20 protein-coding genes are annotated in these 24,769 nt (G+C 70.2%); 6 read left to right on the forward strand and 14 right to left on the reverse strand.

What is annotated here, in order from left to right; translation table 11 throughout:
• Positions 1-3 precede the first annotated feature (3 nt).
• From BLW86_RS13310 to BLW86_RS13360, 12 genes are all read right to left on the reverse strand, one after another.
• Complete coding sequence (locus BLW86_RS13310) at positions 4-1,002, reverse strand: ABC transporter permease (RefSeq protein WP_093874237.1); 999 nt, start codon at positions 1,000-1,002, stop codon at positions 4-6.
• Positions 995-1,918, reverse strand: coding sequence for an ABC transporter permease (locus BLW86_RS13315; protein WP_093874238.1), 924 nt, complete (start codon positions 1,916-1,918; stop codon positions 995-997). Before BLW86_RS13315 ends, BLW86_RS13310 begins: the two co-directional genes overlap by 8 nt.
• 92 nt (positions 1,919-2,010) lie before the next feature.
• Positions 2,011-3,636 (reverse strand): peptide ABC transporter substrate-binding protein, encoded by a 1,626-nt coding sequence (locus BLW86_RS13320; protein WP_093874239.1) that lies wholly within the window; start codon positions 3,634-3,636, stop codon positions 2,011-2,013.
• Positions 3,637-3,816: 180 nt separating this feature from the next.
• The gene (locus BLW86_RS13325; protein WP_093874240.1) at positions 3,817-4,353 is read right to left on the reverse strand and encodes a hypothetical protein; all 537 of its coding nucleotides are present in this window, start codon (positions 4,351-4,353) and stop codon (positions 3,817-3,819) included.
• A gap of 19 nt (positions 4,354-4,372) precedes the next feature.
• Positions 4,373-4,504, reverse strand: coding sequence for a hypothetical protein (locus BLW86_RS43140; RefSeq protein WP_256341301.1), 132 nt, complete (start codon positions 4,502-4,504; stop codon positions 4,373-4,375).
• 428 nt (positions 4,505-4,932) lie between these two features.
• Positions 4,933-6,021 (reverse strand): ABC transporter ATP-binding protein, encoded by a 1,089-nt coding sequence (locus BLW86_RS13330; RefSeq protein ID WP_093874241.1) that lies wholly within the window; start codon positions 6,019-6,021, stop codon positions 4,933-4,935.
• Positions 6,014-7,072, reverse strand: a complete 1,059-nt coding sequence (locus tag BLW86_RS13335) for an ABC transporter ATP-binding protein (protein ID WP_093874242.1) — start codon at positions 7,070-7,072, stop codon at positions 6,014-6,016. Before BLW86_RS13335 ends, BLW86_RS13330 begins: the two co-directional genes overlap by 8 nt.
• 14 nt (positions 7,073-7,086) lie before the next feature.
• Positions 7,087-8,040, reverse strand: coding sequence for an ABC transporter permease (locus tag BLW86_RS13340; protein WP_093874243.1), 954 nt, complete (start codon positions 8,038-8,040; stop codon positions 7,087-7,089).
• Entirely contained in the window at positions 8,033-8,965 is a 933-nt protein-coding gene (locus BLW86_RS13345) for an ABC transporter permease (RefSeq protein ID WP_177181933.1), read from the reverse strand. Before BLW86_RS13345 ends, BLW86_RS13340 begins: the two co-directional genes overlap by 8 nt.
• A gap of 170 nt (positions 8,966-9,135) precedes the next feature.
• Complete coding sequence (locus BLW86_RS13350) at positions 9,136-10,776, reverse strand: peptide ABC transporter substrate-binding protein (protein WP_093874245.1); 1,641 nt, start codon at positions 10,774-10,776, stop codon at positions 9,136-9,138.
• 479 nt (positions 10,777-11,255) lie between these two features.
• On the reverse strand, positions 11,256-13,157 hold the full coding sequence (typA, locus tag BLW86_RS13355) for a translational GTPase TypA (RefSeq protein WP_093874246.1): 1,902 nt from the start codon (positions 13,155-13,157) through the stop codon (positions 11,256-11,258).
• Between the two features lie 291 nt (positions 13,158-13,448).
• Positions 13,449-15,830 (reverse strand): ABC transporter family substrate-binding protein, encoded by a 2,382-nt coding sequence (locus BLW86_RS13360; protein ID WP_093874247.1) that lies wholly within the window; start codon positions 15,828-15,830, stop codon positions 13,449-13,451.
• 200 nt (positions 15,831-16,030) lie between these two features.
• On the opposite strand from BLW86_RS13360, the gene BLW86_RS13365 reads away from it, so the two are divergent.
• From BLW86_RS13365 to BLW86_RS13380, 4 genes are read left to right on the forward strand one after another with little or no spacing between them, the layout of a single operon-like run.
• Positions 16,031-16,258, forward strand: coding sequence for a hypothetical protein (locus BLW86_RS13365; protein ID WP_093874248.1), 228 nt, complete (start codon positions 16,031-16,033; stop codon positions 16,256-16,258).
• 16 nt (positions 16,259-16,274) lie between these two features.
• The gene (locus BLW86_RS13370) at positions 16,275-17,105 is read left to right on the forward strand and encodes a hypothetical protein (protein WP_093874249.1); all 831 of its coding nucleotides are present in this window, start codon (positions 16,275-16,277) and stop codon (positions 17,103-17,105) included.
• Between the two features lie 10 nt (positions 17,106-17,115).
• Positions 17,116-18,990: a fumarate reductase/succinate dehydrogenase flavoprotein subunit gene (locus BLW86_RS13375; RefSeq protein ID WP_093874250.1), complete on the forward strand. Its 1,875-nt coding sequence runs from the start codon at positions 17,116-17,118 to the stop codon at positions 18,988-18,990.
• Positions 18,987-19,757, forward strand: a complete 771-nt coding sequence (locus tag BLW86_RS13380) for a succinate dehydrogenase/fumarate reductase iron-sulfur subunit (RefSeq protein WP_093874251.1) — start codon at positions 18,987-18,989, stop codon at positions 19,755-19,757. Before BLW86_RS13375 ends, BLW86_RS13380 begins: the two co-directional genes overlap by 4 nt.
• Before the next feature lie 2 nt (positions 19,758-19,759).
• Here the strand turns inward: BLW86_RS13380 and BLW86_RS13385 are convergent, their stop codons facing one another.
• Positions 19,760-20,620 carry a transglutaminase domain-containing protein gene (locus BLW86_RS13385; protein ID WP_093874252.1) on the reverse strand — a complete coding sequence of 287 codons (861 nt, stop codon included), beginning with the start codon at positions 20,618-20,620 and terminating at the stop codon, positions 19,760-19,762.
• A gap of 105 nt (positions 20,621-20,725) precedes the next feature.
• Complete coding sequence (locus BLW86_RS13390; RefSeq protein ID WP_371129481.1) at positions 20,726-21,751, reverse strand: glycoside hydrolase family 18 protein; 1,026 nt, start codon at positions 21,749-21,751, stop codon at positions 20,726-20,728.
• Positions 21,752-21,913: 162 nt separating this feature from the next.
• On the opposite strand from BLW86_RS13390, the gene BLW86_RS13395 reads away from it, so the two are divergent.
• Both BLW86_RS13395 and BLW86_RS13400 read left to right on the forward strand, forming a co-directional pair.
• Entirely contained in the window at positions 21,914-24,016 is a 2,103-nt protein-coding gene (locus BLW86_RS13395) for a TPM domain-containing protein (protein WP_093874253.1), read from the forward strand.
• Between the two features lie 40 nt (positions 24,017-24,056).
• The gene (locus BLW86_RS13400; RefSeq protein ID WP_093874254.1) at positions 24,057-24,767 is read left to right on the forward strand and encodes a PspA/IM30 family protein; all 711 of its coding nucleotides are present in this window, start codon (positions 24,057-24,059) and stop codon (positions 24,765-24,767) included.
• The last annotated feature ends 2 nt before the right edge of the window (positions 24,768-24,769 follow it).

The following is a 24,769-nucleotide window of genomic DNA, read 5'->3' on the forward strand; positions in this document are numbered from 1 at the left end:
TCCCTACCTCAGCTTCGGGTCGAGGGCGTCGCGCACCGCGTCGCCGAGCATGATGAAGGCGAGCACGGTGATCGCGAGCGCGCCGGCCGGCCAGAGCAGCATGTGGGGCGCGTTGCGGATGTACTGCGACGCCGAGGAGATGTCGATGCCCCAGGAGACGGTCGGGGGCTTCAGTCCGACGCCGAGGTACGACAGGGTCGCTTCCAGGGCGATGTACGTGCCGAGGGCGATGGTGGCGACGACGATCACGGGGGCGACGGCGTTCGGCGTGATGTGCCGGATCATCATCCGGGAGTTGGAGGCGCCGAGCGCGCGGGCGGCCTGGACGTAGTCGTTCTGTTTGGCGGTGATGACCGAGCCGCGCGCGATGCGGGAGAGCTGCGGCCAGCCGAGCAGCACCATGAAGCCGATGACGGGCCAGACGGTGGAGCTGGTCACCACGGACAGGAGCACGAGGCCGCCGAGGACGACGGGGATGGCGAAGAAGACGTCGGTGATGCGGGAGAGGACGCCGTCCCAGGAGCCGCCGAAGAAGCCGGCGAGGCCGCCGAGGATGCTGCCGAGGACGGCGACGCCGAGGGTGGCGAGGACGCCGACGGTCACGGACGTCCGGGCGCCGTAGACGGTGCGGGTGTAGACGTCGCAGCCCTGGCCGTTGAAGCCGAAGGGGTGGCCGGGCTGGGAGCCTTCCTGCGCCTTGGACAGGTCGCAGTCGAGCGGGTCTCCGGAGGCGATCAGCTGGGGCCAGATGGAGATGACGACCAGGAAGAGGATGACGAGCGCGGAGATGATGAAGATCGGGTTGCGGCGCAGGTCGTGCCAGGCGTCGGACCAGAGGGAGCGGGGCTTCTTGTCGGCGCCGGTGCCCTCGGGGCCGCCAGGAGTCTTCTCGAGCGTCTCGGCTTCCTGGGTGCCGAGGTCGGACGCGCCTCCGGCGCCGGTGGAGGCGATGGCGCGCCCTTCCTCTCCGTACGACTCAAGGGGTTCAAAGGGCTCAGGCATAGCGAATCCTCGGGTCAAGGACGGCGTACAGGAGGTCGACCAGCAGGTTGGCCAGCAGGAACACCAGGACGAGGATGGTCACGAAGCCGACGACGGTCTGGGTGTTCTGGCGGACGATGCCCTGGTAGAGCTGGTAGCCGACGCCGTGGATGTTGAAGATCCGTTCGGTGACGATGGCGCCGCCCATGAGCGCGCCGATGTCGGCGCCGATGAAGGTCACCACGGGGATGAGGCTGTTGCGCAGCAGGTGCCGGGTGACGACCCGGCGGCGGGGCAGGCCCTTGGCGACGGCGGTGCGGACGTAGTCGGCGCGCTTGTTCTCGGCGATGGAGGTCCGGGTGAGCCGGGTGACGTACGCGAGCGAGACGGACGCGAGGACGAGGCCGGGGACGATCAGTTCGTTGAAGGGCGCCTCGGGCGAGACGGCCGGTTTGATCCAGCCCCATTCGACGCCCAGGAGCAGTTGGAGGAGCAGACCGGTGACGAAGGTCGGGACGGAGAGGACGACCAGGGTCAGCAGCAGGACGCTGGTGTCGACGGGGTGGCCGCGCTTGAGGCCGGTGACGACGCCGAGGGTGATGCCGATGACGATCTCGAAGAGGATCGCGACGATGGTGAGCCGGATGGTCACCGGGAAGGCCGAGGCCATCAGCTCCGTGACGGGCTGGCCGTTGAAGGCGGTGCCGAAGTCCCCGGTGAAGACGTTGCCCATGTAGGTCAGGTATTGCTGCCAGACCGGCTTGTCGAGGCCGAACTCCTTCTGCAGCTGGGCGGTGGTCGCCGGGTCGCAGGCGCGGTCGCCGCAGAGGCCGGCGATGGGGTCGCCCATCACGTTCACCATCAGGAAGATCAACAGCGTTGCGCCGAAGAAGACCGGGATCATCTGCAGCAGCCGCCTGATCACGTATCGACCCACGGAGGCCTCCAGGAAGGGTGGGTTGCGGGACGGCGTACGGCCCGGCGCGGGGATCCGCGGCCCGGGCCGTACGCCGCCGTACTGCTACGTCGTCACTTGACCTTGATCTGGTCGTAGACGGGGACGCTGAAGGGGTTCAGGGTCACGTTCTCGATCTTGTCCGAGTAGCCGGCGCTGCCGTTCTGGTACCAGAGCGGGATGGCTCCCATGTCGTCGCGGAGGACTCCCTCGGCCTGCTGGAAGAGCCCGACGGCCTTGGCGGTGTCGGCCTCGGCGTTGGCCTGGTTGACCAGCTTGTCGAACTCCGGGTCGGAGTACTTGCCGTCGTTGGAGGAGGCGTTGGTGTAGTACAGCGGCTGGAGGAAGTTCTGGATGAGCGGGTAGTCCATCTGCCAGCCGGCGCGGAACGGGCCCTTCATCTTCTGGGTGCTGACCTGGCTGCGGAAGTCGGCGAAGGTGCCGATCGGGTTGCCGACGCAGGCCTTGTTGTTGCCGAGTGCGTTGTTGATGGAGTTGCAGACGGCGTCCACCCACTCCTTGTGGGAGCCGGTGTCGGCGTTGTACGAGATCGTCATCGTGCCGCCGGGGATGCCGCCGCCCTCGGCGACGAGCTTCTTGGCCTGGGCCGCGTCGTACTTGCAGAAGTCGCCGCAGACGTCCTTGAAGCCGCCCTTCGAGCCGAGAACCGGGGAGGTCCAGTCGACGGCGGGGGTGCGGGTCTTCTGGAAGATCGTCTCGGTGATCTGCTGGCGGTTGATCGCCATGGAGAGGCCCTGCCGGAGCTTCTCCTGGCCCGGCTTGTTCCACGCGGGGTCGTAGAACGGGAAGCCGAGGGTCTGGATGATGCCGGCGGGGACGTTGATGTACCGGCCGCCGAGGTCGGCCTGGACGTTCTTGAGCTGGGAGGCGGGCACGTCGTCGACGAGGTCGAGGTTGCCGGCCGTCAGGTCCGTGTAGGCGGTGTTGTTGTCGGTGTAGACCTTGAGGTCGATGCCGCCGTTCTGGGCCTTGTCAGGGCCGGGGTAGGCGTCCCACTTCCTCAGGGACATCTGGGAGCCCTTGGAGTACGAGTCGACGGTGTACGGGCCGTTGCCGATGGGCTTCGAGAGCCAGGCGGCGTGGTCGCTGTAGAAGGCCTGGGGAAGCGGCGAGAAGGCCGCGTAGCCGAGGGTGACGGGCCAGGTGGAGAACTTCTGGGTGAGCTTGACCGTGAAGGTCTGGGGGCCGGTCACCTTGAGGCCGGACATGGTCTCGGCCGTCGGCTCGCCCTTGTCGGGGTGGACCTGGTCGTAACCCTCGATCTGGCCGAAGAAGGCGGCGTTCTTCTGGTTGTTCTTCAGGCTGGCGCCGTAGTTCCAGGCGTCGACGAAGGACTTCGCGGTGACCTTCTCGCCGTTGGAGAAGGTCCAGCCGTCCTTGACCGTGACGGTGAAGTTCTGCGAGTCGGTGGTCTCGATGTTCTCGGCGAGCAAGTTCTTGGCCTCGCCGGTCTTCGGGTCGTACTGCTTGAGCCCGCGGAAGATCATGGAGAGGACCTTGCCACCCTGGACCTCGTTGGTGTTGGCGGGTTCCAGCGGGTTCTGCGGGTCGCCCCACGAGGAACTCACGATGCCGTCGGCCCCGCTGCCACCACCGCTGTCGCCGCCGCCACAGGCCGTGGCCGCGAGGGCGACGGCGGTGGCCAGTGCGGCCCACTTGGCGTGCGTGGCTCCGCGCATGGAGTGCCTCCCGTAACTCTTGCCGAGACTTAGGCCCCCATATCATCGCAAGCCGGACAGGGCCGCATCTCGGCGGCAGCTGTCCGGGGTATCGCGGGCCCGCCGTGGCCGACCCCCCGTCACACGCGAATCTCCCCCCGTCCGCCGGACGGGGGGAGATTCGCGTGGGCATGACATGCCTTAGTTGAGGAAGGTCACGTCCCAGTGGCTGCTCTCGCGGGCGTAGACGTTGCCCGAGGGAGCGGTGTAGAGGGCGGCGCCGTCACCCCGGGTGCCGGAGTAGGTGAAGGTTCCGGTGATGTAGTCGCTCAGGCAGGTGGTCGGGCTGAAGTCCAGCTTGTAGCCGTTCCAGTGGGAGTACGTGCCGCCGGCGTGGCCCGTCTCGGTGCCGCCGGTGACGGTCAGGCCGCAGCCGCTCGCGCGCTTCAGCGTCACGGCGCCGTCCGAGGACGCCTGGCGCAGGCCCTCGAAGGAGGTGCAGGCGCTGTTGTAGCGGTCCGTGCAGTTGCCGGAGGAGGTCCAGGTGATGCCGGCCGACGTGAAGATGGAGGCCGCCTGGGCGTGGGTCAGCAGGCCGCCGCTGCCGCCGCTGCCGCCTGAGGAGCCGGTGACCAGGGCCCGCCAGGTGGTGGGGCCGAGTGCGAGGCCTCCGGCGAGCAGGGTGCGGCGGCTGGGGGCGGGTTCGGTGGTGGCGAGCTTGCGGGTGAGGGCGTTCACGAGGGCGCTCCCGCCCTTCCTAGTACCGGTTCGCGCGGTCGAAGGAGCAGGACGTCGCGGCCGACGCTGGCGAGGAGGCGAGGAGGAGGCTCGAACCCGCCGTGGCGAGGGCCGGACCGACGGTGGCGAGCTTGCGGGTCAGTGCGTTCACAGGTGGCTCCTGGTCCGTAAGTCGTGGGCGGCGGCCGGCCGGTGGGCCGCGCCACGGCACACGCTGCCAGTCCCACCGGCCGTCCCGGCCGTCCCGGCGGGCCGGGTCCGTCCCGCCCGCCGGGCCGGTGCGACAGGACGGTCACGATGTCCGAGGCGGGGACACGGACGGGAGGTGACGTCCCGTCGGGCTCGCGGGACGGCCCGGGCGACGCGGGACGGGAACAAGACACCCGTACGCCCCTCCCATGGGACGTCCCCGCCCGCCGTCGCCGTCGCCGTCGCCCTCGCCCTCGCCCTCGCCCTCGCTCTCGCTCTCGCCGGAAGGGGACCGGGGCGCCCCGGGCGACGCGAGAGGCCCCCGCACCCTTGCGGGTGCGGGGGCCTCTCGGGCTCCGGGCGGACCGGATCGGACGGCGTGTCGGTGCGTCAGTGCACCGGGACGACCTGCTTCTCCTCGGCGAAGTGGCACGCCGAGAAGTGGGCGGCCGGGGTGTCCTGGCCCTTGAAGCGCTCCGGGACCGCGAGGACCGGAACCTCCTGCGAGCACTTGTCCTGCGCCTTCCAGCAGCGGGTGCGGAAGCTGCAGCCCGACGGCGGGTTGGCCGGCGAGGGGACGTCACCGGTGAGGATGATCCGCTCGCGGTGCGCACGGGCCTCCGGGTCCGGCACCGGCACCGCGGAGAGCAGCGCCTGGGTGTACGGGTGCGTCGGGTGCTCGTAGATCTGCTCGTCCGTACCGATCTCGGCCATCTTGCCGAGGTACATGACGCCGACGCGGTCGGAGATGTGCCGGACGATCGACAGGTCGTGCGCGATGAAGAGGTAGGACAGGTTGAACTCGTCCTGCAGCTTCCCCATCAGGTTGATGACCTGCGCCTGGACGGAGACGTCCAGGGCCGAGACCGGCTCGTCGCAGATGATGATCTCCGGGTTGAGCGCGAGGCCGCGGGCGATGCCGATGCGCTGGCGCTGACCGCCGGAGAACTGGTGCGGGTACCGGTTGATGTACTCCGGGTTCAGACCGACGACGTCGAGCAGCTCCTGCACCTTGCGGCGCCGGTCGCCCTTCGGGGCCACCTCGGGGTGGATGTCGAAGGGCTCGCCGATGATGTCGCCGACCGTCATGCGCGGGTTCAGCGAGGTGTACGGGTCCTGGAAGACCATCTGGATGTTGCGGCGGACGGCCTTCAGCGCACGCCCGGACAGCTTGGTGATGTCCTGGCCCTTGTAGAAGACCTCGCCGGCGGTGGCCCGCTCCAGGTTCATCAGGAGCTTGGCGACCGTGGACTTGCCACAGCCGGACTCGCCCACGATGCCGAGGGTCTCGCCCTGGAAGAGGTCGAAGGAGACCCCGTCCACGGCCTTGACCGCGCCGACCTGCTTCTTGAAGAGGATGCCCTGCGTCAGCGGGAAGTGCTTCTTCAGGCCCCGCACCTGGAGGATCGGCTCGCCGCGGCCCACGGGGGCCTCGACGGCGGCGGCCACGGCCTCGTCGTTCTTGCTGAGGTCAGCCATGGATCGTCTCCTTCCAGAAGTGGCAGGCGCTCTTACGGCCCGGGAGATCCGCGCCGTCCTGCTCGGTGACCGGCACCAGGGCCGGGATCTCCGTGCGGCAGATGTCGTCGGCCTTGGGGCAGCGCGGGTTGAAGGCGCAGCCGGTGGGCACCTTGAGCAGGTTGGGCGGCAGGCCCTTGATCGCGTAGAGCTCCTGGCCCTTCTGGTCCAGGCGCGGGATCGAGTCCAGCAGACCGCGGGTGTACGGGTGGGCCGGGCGCTTGTACAGCTCGTGCACCGGCGCCTGCTCGACGATCCGGCCGGCGTACATCACGGCGATCTTGTCCGCGACGTCGGCGACGACGCCGAGGTCGTGGGTGATCAGGATCAGACCCATGTTGTATTCCTGCTGGAGCTCCGCGAGGAGGTCCATGACCTGGGCCTGGACGGTCACGTCGAGAGCCGTGGTGGGCTCGTCGGCGATGATCAGGTCCGGCTCCAGGGCGAGCGCCATGGCGATCATGATGCGCTGGCGCATGCCGCCGGAGAACTGGTGGGGGTAGTCGGAGACCCGCGCCTTGGCGGCGGGGATCTTGACCTTGTCCATCAGCTCGATGGCCTTGACCTTGGCGTCCTTCTTGGACATGCCGTGGTGGACCCGGAACATCTCGCCGAGCTGGTAGCCGACGGTGAGGACCGGGTTGAGGGAGGACAGCGCGTCCTGGAAGATCATCGCGATCTTCCGGCCGCGGATCTTCCGGCGGTCCTCCTCGGACATCTTCAGCATGTCCTCGCCGCGGAACAGGATCTCGCCCTGCGGGATCTTGCCGGGCGGCATGTCGAGGATGCCCATGACGGCCTGGGCGGTGACGGACTTGCCGGAGCCGGACTCGCCGAGGACGGCGAGGGTCTCGCCGGCGTTCACCGAGTAGTTGACGCCGTTGACCGCCTTGGCCACACCGTCACGGGTGTGGAACTCCACGTGCAGGTCGCGGACTTCGAGGAGCGGACCGGTGTGGTCGGAACCGCCGCGCGGCGCCGGGACGGCCGCGGTCTTGTCGATGATGCTCATCTGTTACGCCCTCCTCAGCGCAGCTTGGGGTCGAGGGCGTTGCGTACGGCTTCGCCGAGCATGATGAACGCCAGAACCGTGATGCTCAGCATGATCGAGGGCCAGAGCAGGATGTGCGGGGCCACTCGGATCTGGGCGACGCCCGCGGAGATGTCGACACCCCACGAGACGGTCGGGGCGGCGAGGCCCAGACCCAGGAAGGACAGGGTCGCCTCGGCCGAGATGTAGCCGCCGAGCGCGATGGTCGAGACGACGATCACCGGGGCCATGGCGTTCGGCAGGATGTGCCGGAAGAGGATCCGGACGGTGCCGGCGCCGAGGGCCTTCGCCGCGTGGACGTAGTCGGCCTGCTTGACCGTGATCACGGCACCGCGCATGACGCGGGTGATCTGGGTCCAGCCGAGGAACGCGAGGGCGAAGACGACGACCCAGACGGTCCGCTCGACGAACGACTGCAGGACGACCATGGCGCCGAGCAGGAACGGGATGCCGAAGAAGATGTCCGTGATCCGGGAGAGGATCGCGTCGACGATGCCGCCGAAGTAGCCGGCGATCATGCCCATGATGCCGCCGATGACGGTGACGATCGCGGTGACGGCGATGCCGACGATGATCGAGGCGCGGGTGCCGTGGATCAGCCGGGCGTAGACCGAGCGGCCCTGGCCGTCGTAGCCCAGCCACTCCGGCGAACCGACCTTGCCCAGCTCGGGCTTGCCCAGGAAGTGGTGGACCAGGTCACCGGCGGTCGGGGACGCGCTGGTGAAGAGGGTCGGCCAGGCCGCGATCAGCAGCAGCAGCGCGATCAGCGCCGACGAGACGATGAAGTACGGGTTGCGGCGCAGGTCGGCCCAGGCGTCGCCCCAGAGGCTGCGGGCCTTCTCCTGCGTCGGTGCCGGCGCCGAGTCCACGAGGGGCGGGGCGATGGCGTCCTCGACGGCCGCGGCAGCGGTCTTGGTCACGTCAGGCATACCGGATCCTCGGGTCCAGGACCGCGTACAGCAGGTCGATGAGCAGGCTGGTGACGAGGTAGACGATCACCAGGATGGTGACGAGGCCCACCAGGGTCGAACCTTCGCGCCGGGAGATCGACTCGGCGATGACGCCACCGATGCCGTGGATGTTGAAGATGAACTCGGTGACGACCGCACCGCCCATGAGGGCGCCGATGTCGGTGCCGAGGAAGGTGACCACGGGGATCATCGAGTTGCGCATCAGGTGGACACCGATGACCCGGCGCTTCGGCAGGCCCTTGGCGACGGCCGTGCGCATGTAGTCGGCGCGCAGGTTCTCCGCCATGGACGTACGGGTGAGGCGCGCCACGTAGGCGAGGGAGAGACCGCCGAGCACGATGGCGGGAGCGATCAGCTGGCCCCACTCGGGCTCGGTGCTGACGTTCGGCTCGATCCAGCCCAGGTTGAAGGCGAAGACCATCTTGATGATGTAGCCGAGGACGAAGACCGGGATCGAGATGATCAGCAGGGTGAAGATCAGGATCAGGTTGTCGGCCAGGCGGCCGGCTCGCAGACCACCGATGATGCCCAGGCCGATGCCGAAGACGAGCTCGATGGCGAAGGCCAGTACAGCCAGCTGGAGCGTGATGGGGAACGCGTCGCCGAGCACGTCTGTGACCGGGAGCCCGTTGCGGATCTGGGTGCCGAAGTCCAGGTGCAGGACCATGTCTCGCATGTAGGTGACGTACTGCTCCCACTGCGGCCTGTCGAGACCCAGCTCGTGGCGCTTCGCGGCGAGCGTCGCCGGGTCGGCGCCCTTGTCGCCGAACATCGCCAGCACGGGGTCACCGGGCAGGCTGTGCACCATGAGGAAGATCAGCAGGGTTGTCCCGAGGAAAACCGGGATCATCTGGAGCAGTCGTCGTGCGACATAACGCCCCATCATGCCTCCGTTGAGATGTGACAGCGCAACCGACGGGCCCTCCCCCGACGGCATGCCCGGATCCGGGCATGCTGATGTCGTGGAAGGGCCCCCCAGCCGCTGCGTAAGGCACCGAGACGGGACTGACGATCCGTCAGTCCCGTGACGGCGTGCGGACTACGCTTGGGTGATTACTTCTTGACCTCGACGCCGGTCAGGATCGGGTCGCCGTCCTGACCGTAGGCGACACCCGAGACCTTCTCGGAGAAGCCCGCGTTGACCTTGTAGTACCAGAGCGGGATGGACGGCATGTAGTTCTTGAGGTCCTTCTCGATCGCCTGGTACGCCTTGACGGACTCGTCAAGGGTCGTGGCGGAGTCGGCCTTCGCGATCTTGGCGTCCAGCTCCTTGTTGGAGAAGTCGCCCTGGTTGCCGCCCGCACCCGTGCGGAACAGGTCCGAGATGAAGTTGGCGTTCACCGGGTAGTCGAGCACCCAGCCGGAGCGGTAGAGCGACTTGACCTGCTTGGTCTTACGGGCGGTCAGGTCGGCCTGGAAGTCCGGCTTGCCGTCGCCGACGCACTGGACGCTGGTGGCCTGCTGGATGGAGTTGCAGACAGCGTCCACCCACTCCTTGTGGCCACCGTCGGCGTTGTACTGGATCGAGATCTTGTTGCCCGGGACGCCGCCGCCGGCCTTGATGAGGGCCTTGGCCTGAGCCGGGTCGTACTTGGTGACGCCGTTGCCGCCGTCCTCCTGGAAGCCCAGGACGCCCTTCGCGACCCAGCCGGTCGCGGGCTCACGCGTGCCGTTCAGCACCGTCTTGGTGATGGTGGCACGGTCGATCGCCATGGACAGACCCTGGATGACGCGCGGGTCGACCAGCTTCGGCTTCTTCCACTGGTCCGAGTAGAAGGCGACGGCGATGGTCTGGATCGCGGAGTACGGCTGGTCCACGGCGCGGTCGCCGAGGTCCTGGCGGTAGACCGGGAGGTCCTTCGGCGCGATCTGACGCAGGACGTCGACGTTGCCGGACTTCAGGTCCTCGTACGCGGCCTCGAGGGTGGTGTAGTTCTTGAAGACCACACCGCCGTTCTTCGCCTTGTTCGGGCCCTTGTAGCCGTCGAACCGGGTGATCTCGATCTTCTTCTTGTGGTCCCAGCTCTTGAACTTGTAGGGACCGTTGCCGACCGGCTTCTGGCCGCCGGCGACCGGGTCCTTGTAGAAGGACTCCGGGAGCGGGGCGAAGACGATGTAGGCGAGCTTGTGGCCGAAGTACGGAACGGCCTTCGAGAGCTCGATGGTGAAGGTGTTCTCGTCGACGACCTTCAGGCCCTCGAGCTTGTCGGCGGTCTGCTTCGCACCCTCGGCGTCCGGGTGGACCTTGTCGTAGCCCTTGATGTCCGCGAACCAGGACGCGAGGCCCTGGGCGTTCTTCAGGCTGGCGTTCCAGTTCCACGCGTCCACGTAGGACTTGGAGGTGACCGGGGTGCCGTCGTGGAAGGTCCAGCCCGGCTTGAGCTTGACGGTCCACGTCTTCGAGTCCGTCGTGGTGACCGACTCGGCGTTGATCATCTGCAGGGAGCCGTCGGCCTTGTAGTCGACCAGGGTCGAGAACAGGCCGGCCATGACGGCGGAGCCGTTGGACTCCATCGTGTCACCGGTGAGCAGGGGCTTCTCGGGCTCACCCAGCTCGATGGAGAAGATTCCGTTCGGGTCAACAGCGCCCTTGGCGTCGTCGCCGGTCCCGCTCTTACCCCCGCCACAGGCGGTCGCAGCAAGGGCAACGATGATCGCGCCCGTTACCCACTTGGCGCTCTTGGCACCGCGCATGGGTTCCTCCTCATGAGTCCACTTTGTCACTACAAGAGGGACACTCCGAGTTTCGCCGACACCCCTGACGGCTTTGGACTCAAGTGCCCCGAGTGTGCTCGTGAGTCGGCACTCCCCACAGTGCGTGACCCATTGACCCGAGCTCAATGGAGCCAACTATTAAGTACGTCCGGGCTGTAAACCACACTTAAGCGGTCTCGTTTTGACAACATCGCCAGGCCCCGAGTGACCGAAATCCGGACAAACTGAGCACAGACAGACACGCCCGAAACGGACTGTTAACACACGTACCGGAGAGCGATCGCCGATATACGGACACTCGGGCTCTGAAATGGGGTTGACGGAACTTGACGAAAAGCCCGGACCCCCACAGTGCCTGTGGGGGTCCGGGCTCCGGTGCTGACGTCGTGTCAACCGCGGGCGGCGTAGATCACAGAAGCGTGATCTACCCCGCCGTCAGCGGCCGTATGCGACCTTACTCAGCCGTTCTTGGCGCGGGAAGCGGAACGACCGCGCTCCTTCTGGTCCAGGACGACCTTGCGGATGCGCACGGCCTCCGGGGTGACCTCGACGCACTCGTCGTCGCGGCAGAACTCCAGCGACTGCTCCAGCGAGAGCTTGCGCGGCGGGACGATCGCCTCGAAGGAGTCGGCGGAGGAGGAGCGCATGTTGGTGAGCTTCTTCTCCTTGGTGATGTTCACGTCCATGTCGTCGGAGCGGGAGTTCTCGCCGACGATCATGCCCTCGTAGACCTCGGTGCCCGGGTCCACGAAGAGGACGCCGCGCTCCTGGAGGTTGGTCATCGCGAAGGCGGTGACCGCACCCGCGCGGTCGGCCACCAGCGAGCCGTTGTTACGGGTCGTCAGCGTGCCGAACCACGGCTCGTGGCCCTCGTGGATCGAGTGGGCGATGCCCGTACCGCGGGTGTTGGTGAGGAACTCCGTACGGAAGCCGATGAGGCCACGGGACGGAACGACGAACTCCATGCGGACCCAGCCGGAGCCGTGGTTCGACATGTTGTCCATGCGGCCCTTGCGGACGCCCATGAGCTGCGTGACCGCACCCATGTGCTCCTCGGGGACGTCGACCGTGAGGCGCTCGACGGGCTCGTGGATCTTGCCGTCGACCTCCTTGGTGACGACCTGCGGCTTGCCGATGGTGAGCTCGAAGCCCTCGCGGCGCATCTGCTCGACCAGGATGGCGAGCGCGAGCTCACCGCGGCCCTGGACCTCCCAGGCGTCGGGACGCTCGGTGTCGAGGACGCGGAGCGAGACGTTGCCGATGAGCTCGCGGTCCAGGCGGTCCTTCACCTGGCGGGCGGTGACCTTGCGGTCCTTGACCGCGGCCTTGGCGTCGGCGCCCTTGCCGGTGCCACCCCGGCCGACGAGCGGCGAGGTGTTGGTGCCGATGGTCATGGAGATGGCCGGCTGGTCGACCGTGATCAGCGGCAGCGCGATCGGGTTCTCCGGGTCGGCCAGGGTCTCGCCGATCATGATGTCGGGGATACCGGCGACGGCGCAGATGTCACCGGGGCCGGCGACCTCGGCCGGCTTGCGGGTGAGCGCCTCGGTCATCATCAGCTCGGTGATGCGGACGTTGGAGATGGTGCCGTCCCGCTTGATCCACGCGACCGTCTGGCCCTTGCGCAGCTCGCCCTGCTCGACGCGGAGCAGCGCGATGCGGCCGAGGAAGTTGTCGGCGTCGAGGTTGGTGACGTGCGCCTGGAGCGGCGCCTCCTCGTCGTACGCCGGGGCCGGGACGTGCTCCAGGATGGTGGAGAAGAACGGCTCCAGGCTGTCGGAGTCCTGCGGGACCGTGCCGTCCGCCGGCTTGGTCAGCGAGGCGATGCCGTCGCGGCCGCAGGCGTAGACGATCGGGAACTCGATCTGGTCCTCGTCCGCGTCCAGGTCGAGGAAGAGGTCGTAGGTCTCGTTGACGACCTCGTCGATCCGGGAGTCCGGGCGGTCCGTCTTGTTGATGCAGAGGATGACGGGCTTGCGCTGCTGGAGGGCCTTGCGCAGCACGAAGCGGGTCTGCGGGAGCGGACCCTCGGAGGCGTCCACCAGGAGGACGACCGCGTCCACCATCGACAGACCGCGCTCGACCTCGCCACCGAAGTCGGCGTGGCCGGGGGTGTCGATGATGTTGATGGTGATCGGGGCCCCGCCGTCCTTGGGGTGATACTTCACCGCCGTGTTCTTGGCGAGGATCGTGATGCCCTTCTCACGCTCCAGGTCGTTCGAGTCCATCATGCGGTCGTCGAGCTGCTGGTGGGCGGCGAAGGCACCGGCCTGCTTGAGCATGGCGTCGACGATGGTCGTCTTGCCGTGGTCGACGTGGGCGACGATGGCGACGTTACGGATGTCGTGGCGCGTGGGCATGGGTGCTTGCGCTTCTCTCGGATCGTGGGATGCGGCGTCAGTTCCTCGTACGCCCGCCGGGCGGACGCGCCACGGCTATGTCCTATGGTACGGGGCTGCCGTGCAAGGGGCTTCCCCGGCCAAGATCCGAGTGGTAGTCCTGAGGGTTTTCAAGGGTGTGGGGGCCGTGCTGGGGGGTCGTGCGACCGGGTCAAAGGGCCGACGCGATCCTGCCCGCCGGGATCACCGGCGGGCAAGGAAATTGAGCTGGTTCTGAGGTTGTGACCAGCGGTTTCAGAGGTTTCGGAGGTTTCAGCGGTTTCGTTCGGCACCGTTGGAGGATTCGGGCTTCTTGAAGCCGATGTCCTGGTAGCGGGGAGTGCCGAGCCCCCAGGCCCCGGCGTTCACGAGATCGGCCCTGGCGGCGACGAGCTGCGGGCGCTGGTAGAGGGGGATGGATCCGGCCGCGGCCCAGATCCGGGCGTCGGCCTGGCGCACCAGCTCGTGGGCCTCCTCCTCGTCGAGCGTCCCCGCCGCCTGGTCGAAGAGCTGGTCGATGCGGTCGGTGCCGACCCGGGAGTAGTTCTGCTCGACGAGGAGCGAGCCGTCCGAGGCCGGCTCGGGCTTGGCGAAGATCGGGCGGGCGTCGGTCGCCGGGAAGGCGGAGGCCGGCCAGGAGTAGAGGGCCAGGTCGTAGTCGCCCGAGGCCACGTGGTCCTTGAAGAAGCTGTCGTCGGAGACCTTGGTGACCTCGGTGCGGATCCCGACGGCGTCGAGCATCCGGACGATCCGGTCCCCGACCGCCCGCAGCGACTCGGAGCCGGGCCCGGACGGCAGGACGAAGCGGAGGCTGAGGGCCTTGCCGTCCTTGCCGAGGGCCTTGGCGGCGTCGGGGGCGGTCACGGGGGCGGCGGTGCCGCGCGGGGCGTAGGCGCCGGCCACGCCGTGGTCCGGCTTGGGGGCCGACTGGGCGGCGCGGGCACTGGCGCCGGTTCCGGTGTCGAGCGCCTCGGCGCGGGCGAGGAGGGCGGCGCTCTGGCGGGCGGCGTCGGAGGCCGGGGCGAGGGGGCCGGTGCCGTTCTCGGGGCCGTTCGCGCCGATGGCGGGGGCGGCACGGCGGTCGCCGGGCTTGTCGTCGCCGACGATGTAGAGGCCCTCGTCGGAGGCGGTGTCGTCGTTCCTCTTCTTGGCGTCGGTGGAGCCCTCGTCCTTCTTCTCCGCCTCCTTCTTCTCCTTCTTCTCGGACTCCTTCTTCTCCGACTCGCTGCCCGCCTTGGTGCCGGCGGGCTTCCGGAGCGCGCCGCCCGGGACCCAGCCCGCGTCGGAGAGGAGCGCCTGCGCCTCCTTGGTGTCCTGGTCGCCGAGCGCGTCGCTGCTGTCCGCGTACGCCGCCTGGCCCGCGAGGGCGAGGTGGCTGCCGGGGGGGTTCGCGGGGAGGCCGAGCGGCTTCAGTACGGATTCGGCCAGTTCCTGGCGGTTGATGGCGCGGGCCACCGCGCGCCGGACCCGCTCGTCGGCCAGCGGGCCGGACTCGCCGTTCAGCGAGAGCTGGGTGTAGGCGGGCTCCAGGGACTTGCGGACCACGTACTTCGCCAGGGCGTCCTGGGCGCTCGCGTACCGCTCGATGGCCTCCTGGTTCTTCTTGCGGGCGGCCTTGGCCTCCGCCGCCTTCTCGTCGGAGCCGTGGGCGAGGGCCCAGGACCGCAGGGCCTTGGAGGGGGTGATCGCGGCGCCGGGGCCGTGGGCGAGGGCGGCCTGGGCGCCGTTCCGGCCGGCGCGGGCGTCCCGGAGGGCGAGGGAGATCCGCTCGGCGGTGGACCGGTCGATCTCGGCCAGGTCGAGACTGCCCGCGGCGAGCGCGTCGGGCCGGTCGGCGCGGGGGACGGCCTTGAGGACGAGGCTGTCGAGCTTGGCCTGCTGCCCCCACCAGCGGGGGTTGCGGGTGAGGGTGACGTCGCCGCTCTTCCGGTCGATCGCCTTGAGCAGGAACGGTCCTGCAGTGGCCTTGAGGGTGGTGCGCGCCCCGTCGTTGAAGGTGTTCGGGGAGCCCATCACCTGCTTGGGGTAGAGGGGCGTGAAGAGGGACTGCCAGTCGGCGTAGGGCTTGGCGAAGGTGACCCGCACCTCCAGGTCGTTCTTGCCCCGCTCGATCTTCTCGATCCGCTCGTAGCCGGAGTTGCGGGCGGTCCAGTACGCGGTGTCACGGCCGCTCAGCGCACGCCACTGGGCCACGAAGTCCGGGGCGCCGATCTCGCGGCCGTCGCTCCAGACCGCCTGCTGGTTGAGCTTGTAGAGGACGACCTGCTTGGGCTCGGTCTCGACGACCTGCGCGGACTCCAGGTAGTCGGGGTCGAGCTGCGGCCGACCGCGCTCGTCGAGCGTGTAGAGGGAGGGGAGCACGGCTCCGGCGATGCGCGAGGTGGTGCCGTCGGCGTCGGCCTGGAAGGTGTTGAGCGTGGTGGGCAGCGTGTCGACCGCCCAGCGCAGGGTGCCGCCGTCCGCGACCCGGTCGCGGGCCGCGGGCGCCTTGTCCTGGGCCGCGACGGGGGCCTCGTCGGCCTCGTCGTCGGAGCTGCAGCCGGCGAGGACGGTGACGGCGAGGACCGCGCTGGTGAGGGTGGCGACGGAGCGGAGCGTGCGGGAGCGGGGGCTCCTGGAGCATGTCCTCCCGCGAGGGGCGCCGATCTGGGACATGACTTGTACCCCTTCGTCCAGATTTATTCCATTTGGAGATGATCAGACCTATTGCTCATACACTGAAAAGGACGGACCGGATTCGGCCACGGCGACACGACGGCGCGACCGGCAAACCCCACTCGTGCGGCCCAACCACCCGTGCACACGGCTTCCCAAGCGGGATGTGACGCGCGACACTCACGAAGGTGAGGGCAACCATGTCCGTTCAGGACGATCTGGCGGCCGTCAAGCGCCGCTTGCAGGACCTGGAACACACGGTCGAAGAGCTGGAACGCCGCGTCGGGACGGGGCAGACCGCGCCTCTCGCGCCCGCCTCCGGCCGCGCCGCGAGCATGGTGACCATCCCCGACGCCCCGTACGACGCCGGGAAGTGGACCGACGTCGACGACGAGGGCCTGGGAGCACGCGACCGCCACGCGCCGTAGAGCCGAGGAGGCCCTGTTGGCCACAGGTACAGAACCCCCGACGAGCCACAGAGCCGCGACGGGGGTGCGCTCCCCGGGGCGCGCCTCCATCGCGGCCCGCCATCTGCGCACCGACCGCTGGTGGCTCTCCCCCGCCGCCACCGCGGTCGGTCTGCTCGCCTTCGTCGCGTACTCGACGTGGCGGGCGTTCGCGAACGCCGACTACTACTCCGCCCCCTACGTCTCCCCGTTCTACTCGCCCTGCCTCGCGGAGAACTGCGTCCCCATGCGCGGCGGGCCGAACTGGGAGGTCTTCGGCAGCTGGTGGGGGCTCTCCCCCGCCCTGCTGATCCTCGTCTTCCCGCTGGGCTTCCGGCTGACCTGTTACTACTACCGCAAGGCCTACTACCGGGGGTTCTGGGCGGCTCCCCCGGCCTGCGCGGTCGCCGAACCCCACCGCGCGTACACCGGCGAGACCCGCTTCCCGCTGCTCCTGCAGAACCTCCACCGGTACTTCTTCTACGCGGCGCTGCCGGTCGCCGGGATCCTCACGTACGACACCGCCCTGACCTTCCGGGACACCGACTACGCCTGGGGCCACGCCGGGCTCGGGACGCTGGTCTTCCTCGTCAACATCGTCCTGATCTGGGCGTACACCCTCTCCTGCCACTCCTGCCGGCACATCGTCGGCGGCCGTCTGAAGCACTTCTCGAAGCACCCCGTCCGCTACCGGCTGTGGACCTGGGTGGGACGCCTGAACCGGCGTCACATGCAACTCGCCTGGGCGTCGCTGATCAGCGTCGCCGCCTGCGATCTGTACGTGTACCTGCTCGCCACCGGCGCCTTCGACGACCCGAGGTTCTTCTGACATGAGTCCTGTGAGCTCCGTGGAACGGCAGCGGTGGGACGTGGTCGTGGTCGGCGCGGGCGGCGCCGGGCTGCGGGCCGCGATCGAGGCGCGCCGGGCCGGCGCGCGCACCGCCGTCATCTGCAAGTCCCTCTTCGGCAAGGCGCACACGGTGATGGCCGAGGGCGGCATCGCCGCCTCCATGGCGAACGCCAACGAGCACGACGACTGGAAGACGCACTTCCGGGACACCATGCGCGGCGGGAAGTTCCTCAACCAGTGGCGGATGGCCGAGCTGCACGCCCAGGAGGCCCCCGAGCGGGTCTGGGAGCTGGAGACCTGGGGCGCGCTCTTCGACCGGACCCCGGACGGCCGTATCTCGCAGCGCAACTTCGGCGGCCACGAGTACCCCCGGCTCGCGCACGTCGGCGACCGCACCGGCCTCGAACTGCTGCGGACCCTCCAGCAGAAGGTCGTCGGGCTCCAGCAGGAGGACCACCGGGAGACCGGCGACCACGAGGCGCGCCTGAAGGTCTTCCAGGAGTTCACCGTCACCCGCGTCCTGAAGGACGGGGACGGGAGGGTCGCCGGGGTCTTCTGCTACGAACGGGAGAGCGGGCGCTTCCTCGTCCTGGAGGCGCCCGCGGTCGTCCTCGCGACCGGCGGCATCGGCAAGTCCTTCAAGGTGACCTCGAACTCCTGGGAGTACACGGGCGACGGCCACGCGCTGGCCCTGCTCGCGGGGGCGCCCCTGGTGAACATGGAGTTCGTGCAGTTCCATCCGACCGGCATGGTCTGGCCGCCGTCGGTGAAGGGGATCCTGGTCACCGAGTCCGTACGCGGCGACGGCGGGGTGCTGCGGAACTCCGAGGGCCGGCGCTTCATGTTCGACTACGTCCCCGACGTCTTCAAGGAGAAGTACGCCGAGTCGGAGGAGGAGGGCGACCGCTGGTACGAGGACCCCGACCACAACCGGCGCCCGCCCGAGCTGCTGCCGCGCGACGAGGTGGCGCGGGCCATCAACGCCGAGGTGAAGGCGGGGCGCGGCTCCCCGCACGGCGGGGTGTTCCTGGACGTGTCGACCCGGATGCCGGCGGAGACGATCCGGCGCCGGCTGCCCTCGATGTACCACCAGTTCAAGGAGCTGGCGGACGTCGACATCACGGCCGAGGCGATGGAGGTCGGGCCGACCTGCCACTACGTGATGGGCGGCGTCGCCGTCGACTCCGAGACGGCCGCCACGGTCGGGGTGCCCGGCCTCTTCGCGGCCGGCGAGGTCGCGGGCGGCATGCACGGCTCCAACCGGCTCGGCGGGAACTCCCTCTCCGACCTGCTGGTCTTCGGACGCCGGGCCGGGCTGCACGCGGCGCGGTACGCGGCGGGCGCGGCGGCCGCCGAGGTCGGCGAGGAGGCGGTGGAGGCGGCGCGGACGGAGGCGCTGGCCCCGTTCCGGGAGGGGCCCGCGGAGAACCCGTACACGCTCCACCAGGAGCTCCAGCAGACGATGAACGACCTCGTCGGGATCATCCGGCGGGAGGGCGAGATGGTCGAGGCCCTGGCGCGGATCGCCGCGCTGCGGGAGCGGGCCGGGCGGATCGCGGTCGAGGGGCACCGGCAGTTCAACCCCGGCTGGCACCTCGCCCTCGACCTGCGGAACATGCTGCTGGTCAGCGAGTGCGTCGCCCGGGCCGCCCTGGAGCGCACCGAGTCCCGGGGCGGGCACACCCGCGAGGACCGGCCGGCGATGGAGCGCTCCTGGCGCCCGGTGAACCTGCTCTGCCGGGCCGAGGACGGCGGAATCGTCCTGGAGCGGGTGCGCACCGAGCCCATCAGGCCCGATCTGCTCGCCCTCTTCGAGAAGGAGGAGCTGGCGAAGTACCTGGCGGAGGAGGAGCTGGACGCATGAGCACGTATCAGGCCCACTTCCGGATCTGGCGCGGCGACGCCGACGGCGGGGAGCTCACCGACTACACCGTCGAGGTGCACGACGGCGAGGTGGTCCTCGACATCGTGCACCGGCTCCAGGCCACCCAGACCCCCGACCTGGCCGTCCGCTGGAACTGCAAGGCGGGCAAGTGCGGGTCGTGCTCGGCCGAGATCAACGGCCGGCCCCGGCTGATGTGCATGACCCGGATGTCGGTCTTCACGCGGGACGAGGTGGTCACCGTCACCCCGATGCGGGCCTTCCCCGTCGTCCGCGACCTGGTCACGGACGTCTCCTTCAACTACGCGAAGGCCCGGGAGATCCCGGCGTTCGTCCCGCCCGCCGGGCTCGGCCCCGGCGAGTACCGGATGAAGCAGGAGGACGTCGACCGCTCGCAGGAGTTCCGGAAGTGCATCGAGTGCTTCCTGTGCCAGGACACCTGCCATGTGGTCCGCGACCACGAGGAGAACAAGGAGGCCTTCGCCGGACCCCGCTTCCTCATGCGGATCGCGGAGCTCGACATGCACCCCCTGGACGCGGCGGAGGAGGCCGGGCTCGACCGGCGACGGACCGCGCAGGAGGAGCACGGCCTCGGCTACTGCAACATCACCAAGTGCTGCACCGAGGTCTGCCCGGAGTCCATCCGGATCACCGACAACGCCCTGATCCCGCTGAAGGAGCGGGTCGTGGACCGGAAGTACGACCCGCTGGTCTGGCTCGGGAAGACGATCAGGCGGCGGAAGGCCTGACCTCAGGCCGCCGCGCCCGCGCTCCAACGGCCGAGGACCGGCTCGGCGAGGGTGCGGGCGGGGCGGCACAGGGTCTGTCCGTGGAGGTCGAACAGCTCGTCGCGCGAGGAGAAGCGGCCGAGGTCCGTACGGAGGTGGGCGGAGAGGTCGCAGGGGGCCGAGCCGGCGCACGCGGCGGGCGCGTCCCAGTCGACGGTGGTCCGGGCGACGGCCTCGAAGAGCGTCTCCGCCCCGGAGTTGGTGAACCCGCCCCCGTGCCCGCCCGGCGCGAGACCCGTGAACAGCTCGGCGATCGGCACCCAGGCGGTGGAGGCCGGGTCCGGACCGGCACCGGCGACCGCCCCGGAAACCCGGGCCGCGTCGGTCGCGTCGGTCGCGTCGAGACGGAACTCCGGCCAGGCCAGCAGGACCTCCTCCGGGACGAACGCGCGGAGCTTCGGGAACCTCGGGTACCAGAAGGTGCCGTCGACGAGCAGGCCGCGCACCCGGGTCTCCACGCCGAGGGACCGGGCCACCGCCTCCAGGACCGCCATCCGCTGGCTGCACGAGCCGCGCCCGAGCCGCAGCGTGCGCGACACCCGGCGCCGGTCCTCGACGGAGTACACCGGTCGCACGGCGGTGACGAGGATGCCGTGCGCCACCTGGAGCCGGGCTCGGTCGGTGACCGCTCCCCGTGCCTCGGACTCGCGCAGCACCCGGGCCACGAGCGCGGTCACGAGCGGATGCGCCAGGTCCAGGATCGGGGTGGGCCGGGTGGACCCGGGCACCTCCCGCGCGGGCCCTTCCGCATCAGGAGCGCGGAAGGCGCGGTCCGCCCCGGTGGTGCGGACGGTGCGGACCGGCATCAGCAGACGGCTGGTCATGGCGTACTCCCCCTTGCCCGGCGGCCCGCCCCCCCGGGCCGCGCGGCACCATCCTCCTCCGCCCGCTCCCGCCCCGGCGCCCGGGGTCCCCCTCGCCCCTTCGGATCAGAGCCAGCCCGCGCGGTAGGCCGCCCAGTCCTCCTCCCGCGCCGCGAAGTCGACGTACAGGGCGAGGCCGAACCGCTCGCGGTCGGGGTCGGTGCGGCCGAGGCCGAGTCTCGCGCCCTTGACGGCCGCGGCGACCGTCTCGGCGTTCTCGTGGTGACCGAGGTCGTCCTCGTGGAAGAAGGGGAGACCCACCAGCAGGTCGGTCGTCTCGGGGGTCACCTCCAGGGCGAGGGCCGTCTGCTGGGCGACGTACCCGCCGTAGAGGCTCTCCAGCGGCATCCAGGTGTCGTACGACATGACGGCGATCTGGTCGACGCGCCGGGCGACCTCGCCGAAGAACTCCTGCGACCACCACTTCTCGCTGCCGTTGCCGCTGACCGCGCCCAGGGCCGTGTGGGCGCCCGGCAGCGGGTCGATCTGGTGGGCGGCGACCGAGAGCGGGACCTTGCGGCCCCGGGTCAGCTCCCCGAGGTCGTCGAGGAGGGAGAGGTAGTCCCGGTCGTCGGAGTGCAGCGGCTCCAGGTCGAAGTGGACCCCGTCGAAGCCCGCGTCGAGGATCTGCCGGGCCGAGCCCACCACGGCGCGGCGTGACCCGGCGTCCTCCAGGCGCAGCCCCACGGGCCCTTCGGTGGCCAGGACGTCGCCCAGCCAGGCCTGCACCCGTATCCCGGGCATCGCGCGGTGCACCCCGTCGATCAGCCACCTGGCGCGGGGGTACTTCGCCGCCGGCAGGGTGCCGTCGTGCTCCAGGGGCCCGGCGTGCACGTACAGGTCGCGTATCCCGCTGTCCTTCAGCCGCGCGGCGAGGGCCGCCAGGTCGGCGTCCTCCTTCCGTCCGTCGACCCAGGCGTGCCCGATCCAGAAGGCGTCCTTGCCGCGGGTCCTCGTGTCCTCCCCGAGGTCGCCCGTGTAGCTGACGCGCAGGGCCAGGGCCCCGAAGAGCGGAGGCACCACGAGCAGCAGGACGAGACCGAGGACGAACCAGCGTCCCCGCCTCCACACACGCCTCAGTCGTCCGTCCACCCGATCCCCCCGAGAGCCGTCGCGTCACTGGAACCACCGTAGCGGCGGCTACTGACAGTGACGCTCGGGCGGCCGCAACGGTTTCCGGACGCCACGGGTCCGGTCGTGGCTCCGGCATCGGCCGGGTCGCGAGCGGCCATACGCGGACATAACCTCCCCCTTGTGACGCGAATAGCCACCCGAGCCCTTGCCGCGGTGCTGGTGGCGGCGTGGTGGATCCTCGTGCCCGCCGTACACGGCGCCCACGCCGACGACCCCGTCGTCCTGTCCCGGGACGGCCAGATCACCGACCGGGTCGGCGCCCTCGGCGACCGCCGCGCCTCCGTGGTCCAGGCCCTCGACCGGCTCTACGAGGAGCGGCGCGTCCAGCTCTTCGTCGTCTACGTACGGGACTTCTCCGGACGCTCGGGCCAGAACTGGGCCGACGCCACCGCGGAGCGCAACGCGCTCGGCCTCGACGACGTCCTGCTCGCCGTCGCCACCCACGACCGGCAGTACGGCTACTCGGCCGACCCCGGCTCCCGCCTCACCCAGGCCCAGCTCGACGAGGTCGCGCGGACCGCGATCGAACCGGCCCTGCGACGGAACGACTGGGCGGGCGCCGCCATCGGCGCGGCGAACGGCTACGCCGCCGTCCTCGCCGGCCGGCCCGTCCCCACCCCGACGCTCACCCCCGGCCCCGCCGACCCCGGCGCCGCCGCCGACGACGGCACCTCGACGACCGACCTCGTCCTGCCCGTGGTCCTCGTCGGCGGCGCGGGAGCCGTGGCGGCCTACGCGTACGCCAAGCGGCGACGGCGCGCCGAGACCCGCACCACGCCTCGGGGCGGGCAGGGCTGGGGCCCTCCGAAGGAACCCGCGCCGCCGTCCCTGGACGAGCTCGACGGACAGGCCCGCCGGACGCTGGTCGCCACCGACGACGCCATCCGCACCAGCCAGGAGGAACTCGGCTTCGCCTCCGCCCAGTTCGGCGAGGAGGCGGTGCGCCCCTTCACCGAGGCCGTCGACTTCGCCGAGGAGCAGCTGACGGCCTCGTTCCGGCTGCGGCAGAAGCTCGACGACTCCTTCCCCGAGGACGACCCGACCCGCCGGGCCGTGCTGGACGAGATCCTCCGCCGCTGCGCCGAGGCGAACGCGCGCCTCGACGCCGAGACGGAGGACTTCGACCGGCTCCGGGCCCTGGAGCACACGGCCCCGGAGGCGCTGGCCGGGGTGGAGGCGGCCTTCCGCGAGCAGACCGGGCGGATCGGGACGGCCGAGGCGGCGCTGACCTCGATGCGCGAGCGGTACGCCGAGACGGCGGCCGCGCCCGTCGCCGGCGACGTCGAGCAGGCGAAGGACCGGCTCGTGTTCGCGACGACCCACGTCAACCAGGCCCGCCAGCGGATCGACGCCGGTGACAACGGCGGGGCCGCCGTGCACATCCGGGCCGCCGAGGGCGCCGTGGACCAGGCGGCCCGGCTGATCGAGGCGGTGGACCGGCGGGCGCGGGACCTGGCCGAGGCCGTGGGAAAGCTGACGGGCGCGCTCGCGGAGACGGACGCGGACCTCGCGGAGGCCCGCGGACTGTTGAAGGGGACCGCCGAGGGGGTGTCCACGGCCGATCTCCAGGGCCGGATCGCCCGCGCCGAGGCGGTGGCCGCCGAGGTGCGGCGCGGGGTGGACGCCGGGCGGTACGACCCGATCGACGCCCTGCGCCGGGTCGAGGAGGCCGACGCGGCGCTCGACGAGGCGCTGGAGGGCGCGCGGGAGCGCGAGTCGGGGACGCGACGCGCCCGCGTGCTCCTCGATCAGGTGATGCTGACGGCCCGTTCGGCGATCGGGGCGGCGTCCGACTACATCACCACGCACCGGGGCGCGGTGGGCAGCGAGGCCCGTACGCGCCTCGCCGAGGCCCGGCGCCGCTGGGAGAAGGCGCGGTCGCTCGCCGCCGAGGACCCGCAGACGGCCCTCGTGGAGGCGCAGCAGGCGGACGCGCTGGCCCGGCGCGCCCAGGACCTCGCCGAGCAGGACGTCCGCACGTACGGGAATCCGAACGGCCTGGGCGGTGTGACGGGGGTGGGCGGAAGCGGTGGCGGCGGCCTCGGCGGTGCGGTGCTCGGCGGCATCGTCCTCGGCGGGCTGTTCGGCGGTGGGCGAGGAGGCGGACACGGCGGGTCCGGCGGAGGAGGGGGCGGTTTCGGGGGCGGAGGTTTCGGCGGCGGACCCGGCAGCTTCGGGGGCAGCGGCACGCGCGGCCGGCTGGGCGGCGGAGGCCGCTTCTGAGGACGGCCGTCCTGTCCCCTCGTACGCAAGGAGAACGAGCATGAGCAGCAAGCAGACCATTCTCGGCCGGGTCACCCAGCTGGCGAAGGCCAACATCAACGCCCTCCTCGACCAGGCGGAGGATCCGCAGAAGATGCTGGACCAGCTGATCCGCGACTACGCGAACAACATCGCGGAGGCGGAGGAGGCGGTGGCCGCGACCATCGGCAACCTCCGGCTGATGGAGCAGGACCATCGGGAGGACGTGGCCGCGGCGAAGGAGTGGGGCGACAAGGCGCTCGCCGCGAGCCGCAAGGCGGACGAACTGCGGAGCGGCGGGCAGACGGCGGAGGCGGACCGCTTCGACAACCTGGCGAAGGTGGCGCTGGGCCGCCAGCTCCAGTCGGAGAAGGAGGCGCGGACGGCGGAGCCGACGATCGCCGCGCAGACCGACGTGGTGGAGAAGCTCAGGACGGGGCTCGACCGGATGAAGGAGAAGCTGGGCGAGCTGAAGGCCAAGCGGGACGAGCTGGTGGCCCGCGCGAAGTCGGCCCAGGCGCAGAACCGCATGATGGACGCCGTGCGGAGCGTCGACGTGCTCGACCCGACGAGCGAGCTGAGCCGCTTCGAGGACAAGGTGCGCCGGGAGGAGGCCCGGGCCCTGGGCCGGCAGGAGCTCGCCGCCTCCTCCCTGGACGCCCAGTTCGAGCAGCTGGACGCGCTCGGCGACAGCGCCGAGATCGAGGCCCGGCTGGCCGCGCTCAAGGCCTGACC

The sequence above is a fragment of the Streptomyces sp. TLI_105 genome (genome assembly GCF_900105415.1).
GTDB lineage: Bacteria > Actinomycetota > Actinomycetes > Streptomycetales > Streptomycetaceae > Streptomyces.